Genomic DNA, 14,292 nt, shown 5'->3' with positions numbered 1-14,292 from the left:
GGAGATCCTGGCCGGCATCTACGCAGAGGTACTCGGGCTCGAGCGAGTCGGGGTCGATGACTCGTTCTTCGATTTGGGTGGGGATTCGCTTTCAGCGATGCGAGTGATCGCCGAGATCAACACTCGCCTCGATACCGACCTTGCGGTGCGCACCTTGTTCCACGCGCCGTCCGTTCGAAGCTTGAGCCGACAGTTGGGCACACACGCCAGCCAGCTGGAAGTAGTCCCTGTTGAGATCCTCAAGGAGGGTACCGGTGTTCCGCTGTTCTGCATCCATCCCGGCGGTGGCATGAGCTGGCCGTATCAGCGCCTTGCTAATTATTTGGAGTGCCCAATCATTGGGATTCAACAGGTCCTACTGAGCGACGAAGCTGAACCTCAGTCAATTCGCGATATGGCGAAGAACTATGCCGACAGGATCCAAGCGGTTAATCGTACGGGGCCATACAATCTTCTGGGCTGGTCTTTTGGCGGCATCGTCGCCCATGAAGTCGCCATTGAGCTTCAGCAACGTGGATACGTAACCGCACGCCTTATTCTTTTCGACGCTCAACTCAGTCTCGATGACGGCGTGCCAATACCAAACCATCCTCTAGAGGACAGACAGATACTAGAAGAAGCCTTGCGGTTCTACGGTATAGAGGTTCCCGAGCAGGGGGAGCCACTCACCTACCAGCAGCTAGAAAGGGTAATGCTCGAACGAGGAGTCAAAGAATTTCCTCGCTACAAACGGCTTATAGATTGGCTCACTCAAAACCTCAACCGCAACATCGAGTTGCAGCGAGCCCACCAACCTCGCATTTTCGATGGGAACATGACCATTTTTGCCGCTGTGCGGGACGAGAGTGATCGCGCTTCGTCGCTGATGCAAAGCTGGCGGCCGTACGTTGCTGGCGACATCACCGAGTGCTCAATCGACTGCACACACGAAAACATGTTGACTGTCGAGTCGCTCAACCTGTATGGCCAGCAACTCAAACGATTATTAGAAACTTAAGGCGGCTTTTGGGGCGAAGAATTTCCCGCTCAACGGCAAGGATCTCGGGTGATTAGGTCTGTGAACCGGGGGTCGCTTCGCTCGCCGAGGCGGATGTCCTGTCGTCGCTTAGGTGAGCCGTCTTCCGGTCATCGCATCAGAAGTCGCGCCGCAGTGTCATCGGTGTGGTGGCCGGCATGTCCCCACCGGCGATGACCGCCTTCGCGATTGGCGTCAACGCCGCCAACAATGCCGCGAGTTCATCGTCCTGCAGACCGTCGAACGCGCGCAGCGACAGCGCGTCCGTGGTGGCCTCGACATGTTGTTTGAGCTCAGTGCCGGAGGCGGTCAGCGACCCGTCGTCAGTTAGCAGCCCGCGGTCGGCCAGGCTCCGCTCGCAGGCGCGCCACTCGGCGTCGTCGTAGTGGCGAGTGCGCTTGATGTAGTCCGCGGTCACCGCTCCGGCCGCGGCATGCAGCACATTGGATTCTCGCCCGGACACCCCTGCGGCGGCCAGCACCGCTACATGCCCGTCACCGCGATGCTCGCGCAGCAAAGTGGTCGCATGCCACAGCGCGGCCACCGGTTCCGTCGGCCAGGGCAGCGCTAGGTTGGCCGCATACAGCGCCCGGCCGTCCACCGATGCCGTCCGCACCGCTTTTGCTACCAATCCAACTGCAGTTCCGACATTTTCGTCGTCGCCGCGCACGCCGTATCGGTGTAACGCGGCCACCGCGGACTCTTCGCGGGCCCGCAAAGCCGACTGCGGGCCGGCGATTTCCCACGCCGCGGGAAGGGCTTTGGCCACGCGCGCTGGTGCGAAGTTGTAGAACAGCGCCGTGACAACAGGTGGCGCCACCGGTCCCAGCGGCGCCGACCGCGCGGCGAAGTAACCCATCCAGAATCCGCGATAGCCCAACGCGTCTAAAGCGGCGCGCGCTTCCGGCGCGAAGTAGGTGACGGCATGGATGGGCTCGAAGCGATCGTAGAAGCGGCGGGCTGATTCGGGTAGACGTTGCATTGCTGCAGTTAACCACCGGCGAGCGCGGCGCCTAAGGGTGCCGTCGGCAGCGCCCCGCACGGCCTGCGGTACGAATGACGGGTGCCCCAGCCAACCGTGCTGTTGCTGTCGACGTCCGACACAGACCTGATCACCGCGCGCGCCAGCGGCGCCAACTATCGGTGGGCCAACCCGGCCCGGCTGCTGCCCGATGAGCTGCCCGACTTGCTCAACGGCGCTGACATCGCCGTTGTCCGCCTTCTCGGCGGCTACCGCGCCTGGCAGGACGGCATCGACACGGTGCTGGCCAGCGGAATCCCGGCGATCCTGGTCAGCGGGGAGCAGTCACCCGACGCCGACCTGACCGATCGGTCGACGGTGCCCGCGGGCATCGCTGTGCAAACCCACATCTATCTGGCCCAGGGCGGTGTGGCCAACCTGCATCAACTGCACGCGTTCTTATCCGACACCCTGCTGATGACCGGCTTCGGCTTCAGCCCACCGGTGAGCACACCGATGTGGGGGGTGTTGAAGCGGGCCGCGGCCGACATCGAGGGCCGCTTTGATGCGGGCCGACCCGCTTCCCCCGGCTCCGCCGCGGTTGCGATCGGCCCGACGATCGCGGTGCTCTACTACCGGGCCCAGCACCTCGCAGGCAACACCGCCTACGTCGAAGCCCTCTGCGATGCGATCGAAGCCGCAGGCGGCCGGCCGCTGCCGATGTATTGCGCATCGCTGCGCACAGCAGAGCCCGACATGCTGGAGACATTGGCCCAAGCCGACGCGATGGTGGTCACCGTGTTGGCTGCCGGGGGAGTGACCCCCGCCAAATCCGCCGCTGGCGGCGACGATTCCTGGAACGTGGAACATCTTGCCGCCCTGGACATTCCGATTCTGCAAGGGCTGTGCCTGACCAGCTCGCAAAAACAGTGGCAGGACAACGACGACGGGCTGAGCCCGCTCGACGTGGCCAGCCAGGTCGCGGTGCCGGAGTTCGACGGGCGCATCATCACAGTCCCATTCTCGTTCAAGGAAATCGACGACGAAGGCCTGATCTCCTACGTGGCCGACCGGGAGCGCTGCGCCCGGGTTGCCGGTCTGGCGGTGCGCCACGCCGAGCTGCGCCGGGTCGCCAACGCCGACAAGCGGGTGGCGATCGTGTTTTCGGCCTACCCGACCAAGCACGCCCGGATCGGCAACGCGGTCGGCCTGGACACCCCGGCCAGCGCCGTCATGCTGCTGCGGGCGATGCGCGAGCACGGTTATCGGGTCGGCGATGTCCCCGGCGTCGACGCTCAAGACGGCGACGCGCTGGTGCATGCGCTGATCGAACGCGGCGGCCAGGATCCCGATTGGCTTACCACTGGCCAGCTGGCCGGCAACCCAATCCGGGTGTCGGCCAAGGACTATCGCGCGTGGTTTGCCACCCTGCCTGCCGATTTCACTGACGCGGTGCAAAAGCATTGGGGCCCGCCGCCCGGTGACCTGTTCGTCGACCGGGCCAGCGACCCCGACGGCGAAATCGTCATCGCGGCAATCGAAGCCGGCAATGTGGTGCTCATGATCCAGCCGCCCCGCGGCTTCGGTGATAACCCCGTGGCTATCTATCACGACCCGGACCTGCCGCCCAGCCACCACTATCTGGCGGCCTACCACTGGCTCGACGCCGGCTTCCGGGCCCACGCCGTGGTGCATCTGGGTAAGCACGGCAATCTCGAGTGGCTGCCGGGCAAGACGCTGGGACTGTCGGCGGCCTGCGCGTCCGACGCGGCGCTGGGCAACCTGCCGCTGGTCTACCCGTTTTTGGTCAACGACCCTGGAGAAGGCACCCAGGCCAAGCGGCGCGCGCACGCCGTGCTCGTCGACCACCTCATCCCGCCGATGGCGCGCGCCGAAACCTACGGCGACATCGCCCGATTGGAGCAGCTGCTCGACGAGCATGCCGCCGTCGCGGCGCTGGACCCGGGCAAGCTGCCGGCGATCCGCCAGCAGATTTGGACGTTGATCCGGGCCGCCAAGATGGACCACGACCTGGGCCTGACCGAACGCCCCGAAGACGACTCTTTCGACGAGCTGTTGCTCCACGTCGACGGGTGGCTGTGCGAGATCAAGGATGTCCAGATCCGTGACGGTCTGCACGTCCTGGGCCAAACGCCAACCGGCGAAGCTCAGCTCAACCTCGTGCTGGCGATCCTGCGGGCCCGCCAGCTGTTCGGCGGGCAGATGTCTGTGCCCGGGCTGCGCCAGGTGCTGGGACTCGACGAGGACGGCAGCGACGGGCGCATCTCCGTCGACCAGGCCGAAACCCAAGCCCGCCAACTGCTACAAGCACTGCAGGACAGCGGCTGGGATCCCGGCGCCGTAGAAAACATCACCGACAACGCCGACGTAGCAGCGGTGCTGCGCTTCGCCGCCACCGAAGTAGTTCCCCGGCTCGCCGGCACGGCGAACGAAATCGACCAGATACTAAACGCATTGGATGGCCGGTTCATCGCGGCTGGGCCGTCGGGGTCGCCCTTGCGCGGCCTGGTCAACGTGCTGCCCACCGGGCGCAACTTCTACTCCGTCGACCCCAAAGCCGTGCCGTCTCGGTTGGCGTGGGAAACCGGTGTGGCGCTGGCAGATTCGCTTCTTACCCGCTACCGCGACGACTACGGTCGCTGGCCGCGATCGGTCGGCCTGTCGGTGTGGGGCACGTCGGCGATGCGCACTGCTGGCGACGACATCGCCGAAGTGCTTGCTCTGCTTGGTGTCCGCCCGGTGTGGGACGACGCGTCGCGGCGAGTCGTCAACCTGGAACCCATCCCGGTGGCCGAACTGGGTCGCCCCCGCATCGACGTGACGGTGCGCATCTCGGGATTCTTCCGCGATGCGTTCCCGCATGTGGTGACCATGCTGGACGACGCAGTGCGGTTGGTCGCCGAACTCGACGAACCCCTTGACGACAATTATGTCCGCGCCCACGCGAAGGCAGACCTAGCGCAGCACGGCGACCAACGTCGCGCCACCACAAGGGTTTTCGGATCCAAACCAGGCACCTACGGCGCGGGGCTGCTGCAGCTGATCGACAGCCGCAACTGGCGGGACGACGCCGACCTCGCCCACGTGTACACCGCATGGGGCGGGTATGCCTACGGCCGCGACCTTGACGGCCGGCCGGCGGTCGACGACATGAACCGCCAATACCGCCGTATCGCGGTCGCCGCCAAGAACACCGACACCCGCGAGCACGACATCGCCGACTCCGACGACTACTTCCAGTACCACGGCGGCATGGTGGCCACCGTGCGCGCGCTGACCGGTCAGGCCCCGGCGGCCTACATCGGCGACAACACCCGTCCCGACGCGGTCCGCACCCGCACCCTCTCGGAGGAGACAACCCGGGTGTTCCGTGCCCGGGTGGTCAATCCGCGCTGGATGACCGCGATGCGCCGGCACGGCTACAAAGGCGCTTTTGAAATGGCCGCGACGGTCGACTACCTGTTCGGCTACGACGCCACGGCGGGCGTCATGGCCGATTGGATGTACGAGCAGCTCACTGAGCGGTATGTGCTGGATGCCGAGAACCGTAAATTCATGGCCGAGTCCAACCCGTGGGCGCTGCACGGCATGGCCGAGCGGCTGCTGGAGGCCGTCAGCCGCGGCATGTGGAGCGATCCGCAACCGGCTACCCTCGACGGATTGCGCCAAGTGCTACTGGAAACCGAGGGTGACCTCGAGGGGTGAGCTACGCCGGCGCTCCCTTTCCCAGATGTTCGCCGAAGAAGGCGAACACCCGAGCCCAGGCGTCCTCGCTGGCCGCTTCGTTGTAGCCGAACCCGGTGATGCGCAACAGCGGCTGGGCCGGCAGTTTGTTGGCAAAACTGTGCCCGGCGCGGGGATAGACCTTCACATCGTTGGGGATGCCTTTGTGCTCGAGAAGCCGGTGTAGCCGATTCGGTGCGCCGATCCCCAGCGGGTCGCGGGCTCCGAAGCTGGCCACGATCGGGCACGCGCCGTTGAGGGCTTCGTCGAGGTGACGGGGGAGCGGCGTGCCGTAGAACGGTGCTGAGGCGCCAAAACCCTTGGGCGCCATGACCAACGCGAACTGTCCTCCCATGCAGAAGCCGGCGATGCCGATCCGCCCCGAACACTCCGGCCGCGACTGCAGGTAGTCGCGGGCGGACAAGATGTCGTCAAACGCGGCGCCCTGCTTACTGAACAGATCGCGAAACACCTTCATCAAGCAGCGAGCCCTGCCGCCACGCGCGAACAGATTCGGTGTGATCGCCACATATCCGGCCGCCGCGATGTGATCGGAGATCTGCTGCTTGTCGGGCTCGTAGCCGATCGCGTCGTGAATCACGACGACGCCCGGCCACGGACCCTGCCCGTCGGGAACACTCAACAGCGCATCGATCGGACCGGCCGGGGTGTCAATCTCGATGGTGGTCATGACGCTTATCTAACTGCAGCGGCTGCCGGTTGTGGAACTTCGACGGCGCCGCCAGACGTTGGCCTCACATGGTGTCGCGGCTTTTTCTCGCCTACGTGCTAATCGAGCTTGCGGCGGTGGTGGCTCTGGCATCGACGATCGGTATCGGATGGACGCTGCTGATTCTGCTGGCCACCTTTGTTGCAGGCATCGCGGCCGCGGGTTCACAGGTCAAGCGCCACCTGGGCCGGCTGCGGTCACCCGGTGCGCTCACCGATGGCGCGCTCGTTGCGCTGGGCGCTGTCCTGGTTCTGGTCCCGGGACTGGTCACCACCGCGGCCGGACTGCTGCTTCTGCTGCCTCCCACCCGGGCGTTGGCACGACCGCTGCTGGCCGGGATGGCGGCCCGCGTTGCCGGGCGTCCGCTGATCATCTTCACCACACTCGCCGAGGAGCGGTCCCGCGCCGCGCAGCCGGACGTCATCGACGGCGAAGTCATCGACGTCAGCGACGTTGAGCCGCTCCCTCTGCCACCGCGAACCTCGTAGTTTTGCCGGTGTGATGCCGACTCCGGTACGGCTGCTGGTCAACGGCCGCGTCCACAGCCCGTCGCACCCGGAGGCCACCGCGATGGCGGTGCACGACGGCGTCGTGGCCTGGCTCGGCAGCGACGCCATCAGTCGCGACCAGTTTCCGGACGCCGATGTGGTCGATCTCGACGGCGGCTTCGTCGCGCCCGCATTCGTCGACAGTCACCTGCACGTCACTGCCACGGGTCTGACGCTCACCGGGCTGGATCTGCGGTCCGCGAGGTCGCTCCCGCATTGCCTGCAGCTGATCGCCGACTACGCGGCCGCACATCCGGGCCTTCCACTGTGGGGCCACGGCTGGGAGGAATCCGCATGGCCGGAAAACCAACCACCGACAACCGCCGACCTCGACGCGGCGGTAGGAGAACGGCCGGCCTATCTGACCCGCATCGACGCCCACTCCGCGCTGGCCTCGACCGGGCTGCGGCGGCTGATCCCGGCCTTGCCAGCCGTGGCCCCTCGTCCGGCCGAACAGCAACCGCTGACCGGCGACGCCCATCACCTGGCCCGCGCCATGGCACGCGACCTGCTGACCAACGCGCAGCTCGCTGAGGCCCGAGCCGCGGCGCTGGACGCCGCGGCCGCGTCCGGCATCGTCGGGGTGCACGAATGCGCCGGCCCCGACATCGGCGGCCTCGATGACTGGCAGCAGCTGCGCAACACCGCTCACGGTGTCGAGGTGATCGGCTACTGGGGTGAAGCCGTCACCAGCGCCGCCCAAGCCCGCGCCATCCTCGAGGAAACCGGCGCCCACGGGCTGGCAGGCGATCTGTTCGTCGACGGCGCGCTCGGTTCGCACACCGCGTGGCTTCACGAGCCCTACCACGATGACCCGGACTGCACGGGGGTCTGCTATCTGGATCCCGATGCGATCACGACTCATGTCCGGGCGTGCACCGAGGCGGGTGTGACGGCCGGTTTTCACGTCATCGGCGACGCTGCGGTCTCGGCGGCGGTCGGCGCGCTGGAGCGGGTCGTCGACGATCTCGGGGTCACGGCCGTCGCCCGCTGCGGGCACCGCTTGGAGCATCTGGAGATGGTGACCTCTGAGCAGGCGGCCAAGCTGGGCGCATGGGGGGTGATCGCGAGCATGCAGCCCAACTTCGATGCGCTGTGGGGCGGTGACGACGGGCTGTATGCCCGCCGACTCGGGCCTGACCGAGGCACCCGGCTCAACCCGTTTGCGCTGTTAGCATCGCAAGGCGTGCCTCTCGCGTTCGGCTCCGACGCTCCGGTGACGGGCTTGGATCCCTGGGCCACGGTGCGTGCGGCCACCGCTCACCGCACTCCGGGCAGCGCGGTGTCGACGCGGGCCGCGTTTGCTGCCGCCACCCGCGGTGGCTGGCGTGCCTGCGGCGTCCGGGACGGAGTCACGGGCACGCTGGTTCCGGGCGCGCCCGCGTCGTACGCGGTGTGGGAGGTCGGTGAACTCGAACTGAGCGCTCCCGACGATGCGGTCCAGCGCTGGTCGACCGACCCTCGCTCGAGGACGCCCGCATTACCACGGCTGGGCCCGACCGACACGTTGCCGCATTGTCGGCAAACGGTGCACCGGGGTGCGGTCATCCATGGCTAAGACACCCAAGTGGCTGCCTCGAGGAGCGCGGTACAACGACGTCACCGAGATCATCCCGGCGATCGGCGACGACGACACGGGTGCCACACACCTTGACGCCGACGACGATGCCGATACCGACACTGCCTCCGGCGACACCCTGGATGCTCCATACGATGCTGACGACGATTCCGCCGCTTCGCCAGAAGACCCGGGTCGGCGGCTAGCGCCGCGACACCGACTGGCCAACGTCCGGGCCACAAGTCTTGGTTGGCTGCGCGCCGTGCTGCTGCCGCGCTTAATCAAGGCCCTGCTGCCTCGGTTGCCGCGGCTGGCGATCACGATCGCGGCCGGTTTACTGCTGTGTGCCAGTTTCCCCAGTTTCAACTGGTGGTGGGCCGCGATCGTCGCGTTCGCTCTGCTGGCCTGGGTGCTTACCCGTCCGGCCACCACACTGCTCGGCGGCTTGGGATACGGGTATCTGTTCGGGCTGGCGTTCTATTTGCCGTTGCTGCCCTGGATCGCCAAGCTCGTCGGCGCGATGCCGTTGGCGGCGTTGGTCATCGTGTGCGCGCTGTTTCCCGCCTTTTTCGGTTTGCTGGCCGTGGTGGTACGGCGACTGCCCGGTTGGCCGATCTGGTTTGCGCTGCTGTGGGCAGCACAGGAGTGGGTGAAGTGCACGGTGCCGTTCGGCGGGTTTCCCTGGGGCGTGGTGGCTGCCGGCCAGACCGACGGACCGTTTTTGCCGCTGGTCCGCCTCGGCGGTGTGTCGGTGTTGTCGACGGCGATCGTGCTGATCGGTTGCAGCCTGACGGCGATCACGTTGGAGATCGTCGCGTGGTCTCGAGACAGCCGTGACACCCGCTCCACTGGTACGGCGGACGCGCCTCCGGCGGTGGTGTTGCCCGGGATGTGTATCTGCGTGGCGCTGTTGGCCAGCATCATCGTGTGGCCGCCGGTCCGGCACTCGGGGGCGGGAGCCGGTAACGACGCGACCGTCACCGTGGCCGCGGTACAGGGCAACGTCCCGCGACTCGGACTCGAATTCAACGCACAACGGCTCGCGGTGCTGCACAACCACGTCCGGGAGACGATCCGGCTGGCCGACGACGTCCATGCCGGTCGGGCCCCGCAACCGCAGTTCGTCATCTGGCCGGAGGACGCCTCGGAAATCGATCCGCTGCTGAACGCGGATGCCGCCCAGCAGATCACTGCCGCCGTCGACGCGATCGGTGCGCCGATCCTGGTCGGCACGCTCACCGACGTTCCCGGCGCGAGCGGCGCGAAACCGGCCGCCCGCAACACCGTGATCGTGTGGAACCCGCGAACCGGGGCAGGCGACCGGCACGACAAGCAGATCGTGCAGCCGTTCGGCGAGTACCTACCCTGGCGGGGGTTTTTCCGCCATCTCACCGCGCTGGCTGACTGGGCGAGCAATATCGTGCCGGGCGAAAGCACTGGAGTGGTGCACGCCGGCGGCGTGCCGGTCGGAGTGGCTACCTGCTGGGAAGTGATTTTCGACCGCGCGCTGCGCGAATCCGTCCACAACGGCGCGCAGGTGCTGGCGGTGCCCGCCAACAACGCCAACTTCAACCAGCGGATGAGCGAGCAGCAGCTGGCCTTCGCCAAGGTTCGCGCGGTGGAGCTCGACCGCTACGTCGTGGTCGCCAGCAACACCGGGATCAGTGCGGTGGTCGCGCCGGACGGCCGCGAGCTGGCACGCACCGACTTCTTCGTGCCCGCCTACCTGGACAGCCAGGTGCGGCTCAAGACCACGACGACACCGGCCGCCCGCTGGAGATCGATCGTGCAATGGATTCTGGTGATCGCCGCCGCGGCGGCAGTGCTCGCTGCCATAAGGCACAATGGGTGGTTCCCGCGTCCCAAGCGCAGCCGGTTGCGGCCCACACACGACGCCGCTGCGCCTGCGGACCGATTCGACGACGCCCCGCTCGACGACGGTGAAGACGCCGCGTCCCATGCGGGTGATGACGAAACCCCCGCCGAAGGCGGGCGACATGCAGCCCGGTCCGGGCCAGACAAAGGAGCGACATGACCACCGGCCAGTCGACATCCGGCGCTACGGGAGAGCGTCCCAGCCAGCGCACCCTGGTGATCATCCCCACCTTCAACGAGCGGGAGAACCTGCCGCTGATCCTGCAGCGGCTGCACCAGGCCCGCCCGGATGTGCACGTGCTCGTGGTCGACGACGACAGCCCGGACGGTACCGGGCAACTCGCCGACGAACTGGCGTCGACGAACTCCGACTGGCTGCATGTCATGCACCGCACCACCAAGGACGGTCTCGGTGCGGCCTACCTGGCCGGTTTCGGCTGGGGGCTGGCGGAGCAGTACTCGGTCCTGGTCGAGATGGACGCCGACGGCAGCCATGCGCCCGAGCAACTGCACCGGTTGCTGGACGCCGTCGATGCCGGAGCCGATCTGGTCATCGGTTCGCGCTACATCGACGGCGGGATGGTGCGCAACTGGCCATGGCGGCGAGTGGCGCTGTCGAAGGTGGCCAACACCTATTCGCGGCTGATGCTGGGCATCGGCGTGAACGACATCACTGCCGGCTACCGGGCGTACCGGCGGGAGGTGCTGGAGACCATCGACCTGTCGGCGGTGGACTCCAAGGGCTACTGCTTCCAGATAGACCTGACCTGGCGCACCATCAGCAACGGCTTCACCGTCGTGGAGGTGCCCATCACCTTCACCGAGCGCGAACTCGGCGTGTCGAAAATGAGCGGATCGAACATCCGCGAAGCGATCGTGAAGGTCGCCCAGTGGGGGATCAACGGGCGGCTGGACGGCCGATCACGCCGGGCTGCAATCACTGCGCCCAGCAGCCCTGAACGCTAGGGGATTGTGCCGTCAGCTACCGCGACGGCGCTGCCTGATGATTTCCAGGCGCTCCTTGAGCAGCTCGTCGAGCTCCTCGATCGTGCGCCGCTCCAGCAGCATGTCCCAGTGCGTACGCGGCGGCTTGACCTTCTTCGGCTCAGGCAAATCGCCCTCGATCAAAACGCCTTCCATACCGTTGCGGCACAGCCAGGTACCGGGGATTTCGGCGTCGTCGGCGAAGGGAACCTCGAACTCCTCGCCGTTCTCGGTGCGGTATCGCGCAATCTGGCGTGGCGCCAGGTCATGGTTGCGGTCAGTCTCGTAGCTCACGGCGCCGAGGCGACTACCCCTTAGGACGCGATCAGCCATGGGCCTACTCCTCCGAACTCCTCTGAGCTAATTCTCTTCGGCTTGACAACGCGCGGGCGGGCTCTTGCGTTCCCCGTGCCCGGACCGTCGCCCGCGCAACGCGACGCGACCACCCATGATACCGGGATTGCGATGCGCGCACCGTTACAGTCTTCAGGCGTGGCCCGTCGCAGCAGATCCCAGCCGTGCCGCTGGTGTGGTCGTGACGTCGCCGATACCGGGATGGGCCGGCGGCGACAGTACTGCCGGCAATCCTGTCGGCAACGGGCCTACGAGCAGCGGGCCTTGATCAACGGAGTTAGTGCGCTGCCAGCCGATGCTGTGGTGCTGTCGGCACGCGAGGCCGCCGAGCTGTCGGACCGTGTCTATCAGGTGCGCTGCGCTGCCGAAGACGTCGCCACGGCGCTGGACGAAGGCGCCGAGAAGGCCGAATTGCGGGAGTTGTGCGACGCGCTGCTGCAGGCCGTCGAAGCGGCCGATGGCTGGCGCTGAGCCCGGTTTGCCACCGCTGCCGCAGGACGTTGACCACGGTGACCGCTGACCGCCGATTACAGGTACAGTCGCGCCATGACGGCTGGGCGGTGCGGTTGGCCGTGGGCCTGGCCGGCGAATCGGGCGGGCAACACGGCGCGGCGGCACCGCGACGTGTATAAAGCCGGGGGATATCGGGAGTGTTGACGCATCGTGCCGAGGTTGGCCTTGCTGCTCACCAATGACGGTGTGGGTTCGCGGACCAGTCCGACATCGCTGCGTGTACAGACTCCTGTTGCGCGGTGAGCCCGCATTCACCGGACAACCAAGCGAGGAATAGCGACATGGCTGATCAGCTCCAGCATGCGACCGAGGCACTGCGCAAAGCGCTGGTGCAGGTCGAGCGCCTGAAGAGCAAGAACCGCGCGCTGCTGGAACGGTCGAGCGAACCGATCGCGATCGTCGGCATGTCGTGCCGCTTCCCTGGCGGCGTGGATGCCCCTGAGGCCCTGTGGGACATGGTGGCTGAGAACCGCGACGTCATGTCGGAGTTCCCCACCGACCGTGGCTGGGACTTGGACGGATTGTTCGACCCTGATCCCGATGCGCCACACAAGTCCTACACCCGGTACGGCGGATTCGTCGACGACGTCGCGGGTTTCGATGCTGGGTTCTTCGGTGTGTCACCCGCCGAGGCGCTGGCCACCGACCCCCAGCACCGAATGCTGCTAGAGCTGTCCTGGGAAGCGTTGGAGCGAGCCGGGATTGACCCGACCTCGTTGCGGGGCAGCGCCACCGGCGTATTCGCCGGCATCATCGTCCAGGGCTACGGCATGCTCGCGGAAGAGATCGAGGGCTACCGGCTGACCGGCATGACCTCGAGTGTGGCCACCGGCCGGGTGGCCTACGTGCTGGGGCTGGAAGGCCCCGCGGTGTCGGTCGACACCGCGTGCTCGTCGTCGTTGGTCGCGCTGCATATGGCGGTGCAGTCGCTGCGATCCGGCGAATGCGATCTGGCGCTGGCGGGCGGCGCGACGGTGAACGCAACCCCGACGGTCTTCGTGGAGTTCAGCCGACACCGCGGGCTTGCACCCGATGGCCGCTGTAAGCCCTACGCGGGCGCCGCCGACGGTGTCGGCTGGTCCGAGGGCGGCGCGATGTTGGTGGTGGAGCGGCTTTCTGATGCACGCCGGTTGGGCCATCCGGTATTGGCGGTGGTACGGGGCTCGGCGGTTAATCAGGATGGGGCGTCTAACGGGTTGACGGCCCCGAATGGGCCGTCGCAGCAGCGGGTGGTGCGCGCGGCGTTGGCAAACGCGGGCCTTAGCCCGGCGGATGTGGATGTTGTGGAGGGCCACGGGACCGGCACCACGTTGGGCGACCCTATTGAGGCGCAAGCCCTTTTGGCGACCTATGGGCAAAACCGTGCGCAACCGCTGTGGTTGGGTTCGATCAAGTCGAACATGGGCCACACTCAGGCCGCCGCCGGGGTGGCGGGTGTGATCAAGATGGTGCAGGCGATGCGCCATGGGGTATTGCCGGCGACGTTGCATGTGGATGTGCCCAGTCCCCATGTGGATTGGTCGGCGGGCTCCGTAGCGTTGCTGACTGAACCGCGGCCCTGGCCTGCCGAGCCGGCCGCAGGCAAGGTGCGCCGCGCGGGGGTGTCGTCGTTCGGGATTAGCGGCACGAACGCGCACATCATTATCGAGGCCGCTCCGCCTGCCGAGCCGCGCGAGACCGCAGTAAAGCCACCGGTGCTGCCGTGGGTGGTGTCGGCCAAGACCCCCCCGGGGCTGGCCAAGCAGGCAGCCCGGCTAGCCCAGCACCTCGCCGTACATCCGGAGTTGGACCCGGCCGATGTCGGATGGTCGTTGGCTGGCCGCACGGCCTTCGAGCATCGGGCGGTGGTGCTCGGTGGCGACGGCGACCAGTTGCTTGCCGGGCTGCGGGAGCTGGCCGAGGATACTCCGGATACCGCCGTGGTGCACGGTGCCGTGCGGCCGGCGGGCAAGACCGTGTTCGTGTTCCCCGGCCAAGGGTCCCAATGGCTCGGCATGGGTGTCGAATTAC

General features: G+C 66.8%; 9 protein-coding genes and 1 pseudogene. 7 read left to right on the top strand and 3 right to left on the bottom strand.

Translation table 11 applies throughout. The features are described from left to right. A partial coding sequence (locus tag VFA16_RS17725) for a thioesterase domain-containing protein (protein ID WP_324969075.1) occupies positions 1 to 997 on the top strand: 997 nt, incomplete at its 5' end. Between the two features lie 136 nt (positions 998 to 1,133). Here the strand turns inward: VFA16_RS17725 and VFA16_RS17720 are convergent. Then, a complete protein-coding gene (locus tag VFA16_RS17720) occupies positions 1,134 to 1,997 on the bottom strand; it encodes an SCO6745 family protein (RefSeq protein WP_324969074.1) in 864 nt (287 codons plus the stop codon). Positions 1,998 to 2,078: 81 nt separating this feature from the next. Here VFA16_RS17720 and cobN point away from each other — a divergent pair, with 81 nt between their 5' ends. Further along, entirely contained in the window at positions 2,079 to 5,702 is a 3,624-nt protein-coding gene (gene cobN, locus VFA16_RS17715) for a cobaltochelatase subunit CobN (protein ID WP_324969073.1), read from the top strand. Position 5,703: 1 nt separating this feature from the next. Here the strand turns inward: cobN and VFA16_RS17710 are convergent, their stop codons facing one another. Continuing rightward, positions 5,704 to 6,411, bottom strand: a complete 708-nt coding sequence (locus VFA16_RS17710) for a dienelactone hydrolase family protein (protein ID WP_324969072.1) — start codon at positions 6,409 to 6,411, stop codon at positions 5,704 to 5,706. Positions 6,412 to 6,479: 68 nt separating this feature from the next. On the opposite strand from VFA16_RS17710, the gene VFA16_RS17705 reads away from it, so the two are divergent. The 3 genes and pseudogenes from VFA16_RS17705 (at position 6,480) to lnt (ending at position 11,397) form a co-directional block, all read left to right on the top strand. Continuing rightward, positions 6,480 to 6,938, top strand: coding sequence for an FxsA family protein (locus VFA16_RS17705; RefSeq protein WP_324969071.1), 459 nt, complete (start codon positions 6,480 to 6,482; stop codon positions 6,936 to 6,938). A gap of 13 nt (positions 6,939 to 6,951) precedes the next feature. Then, a complete protein-coding gene (locus tag VFA16_RS17700; protein ID WP_414687749.1) occupies positions 6,952 to 8,556 on the top strand; it encodes an amidohydrolase in 1,605 nt (534 codons plus the stop codon). A 253-nt stretch (positions 8,557 to 8,809) separates the two neighbouring features. Continuing rightward, a pseudogene (gene lnt / locus VFA16_RS17695) lies at positions 8,810 to 11,397 on the top strand (apolipoprotein N-acyltransferase). A 12-nt stretch (positions 11,398 to 11,409) separates the two neighbouring features. Here lnt and rbpA read toward each other — a convergent pair. Next, complete coding sequence (rbpA, locus tag VFA16_RS17685) at positions 11,410 to 11,748, bottom strand: RNA polymerase-binding protein RbpA (protein ID WP_083087376.1); 339 nt, start codon at positions 11,746 to 11,748, stop codon at positions 11,410 to 11,412. A gap of 159 nt (positions 11,749 to 11,907) precedes the next feature. Between rbpA and VFA16_RS17680 the strand changes: the two genes are divergently transcribed. After that, positions 11,908 to 12,240: a hypothetical protein gene (locus VFA16_RS17680; RefSeq protein ID WP_324969067.1), complete on the top strand. Its 333-nt coding sequence runs from the start codon at positions 11,908 to 11,910 to the stop codon at positions 12,238 to 12,240. 323 nt (positions 12,241 to 12,563) lie between these two features. Beyond that, positions 12,564 to 14,292, top strand: a 1,729-nt coding sequence (locus VFA16_RS17675) for a type I polyketide synthase (RefSeq protein WP_324969066.1), incomplete at its 3' end; no start/stop codon positions are given.

Source organism: Mycobacterium sp., assembly GCF_035653355.1.
Taxonomy (GTDB): domain Bacteria; phylum Actinomycetota; class Actinomycetes; order Mycobacteriales; family Mycobacteriaceae; genus Mycobacterium.
The sequence above is the reverse complement of the archived record's forward strand: the minus strand, read 5'-3'. Positions and strand labels throughout refer to the sequence as shown.

Bases quoted from the DNA above. Each gene is read 5' to 3' on its own strand.
- VFA16_RS17700 (WP_414687749.1), top strand. From the start codon at position 6,952: ATGCCGACTCCGGTACGGCTGCTGGTCAACGGCCGCGTCCACAGCCCG.
- VFA16_RS17710 (WP_324969072.1), bottom strand. From the start codon at position 6,411: ATGACCACCATCGAGATTGACACCCCGGCCGGTCCGATCGATGCGCTG.
- rbpA (WP_083087376.1), bottom strand. From the start codon at position 11,748: ATGGCTGATCGCGTCCTAAGGGGTAGTCGCCTCGGCGCCGTGAGCTAC.
- VFA16_RS17705 (WP_324969071.1), top strand. From the start codon at position 6,480: ATGGTGTCGCGGCTTTTTCTCGCCTACGTGCTAATCGAGCTTGCGGCG.
- VFA16_RS17720 (WP_324969074.1), bottom strand. From the start codon at position 1,997: ATGCAACGTCTACCCGAATCAGCCCGCCGCTTCTACGATCGCTTCGAG.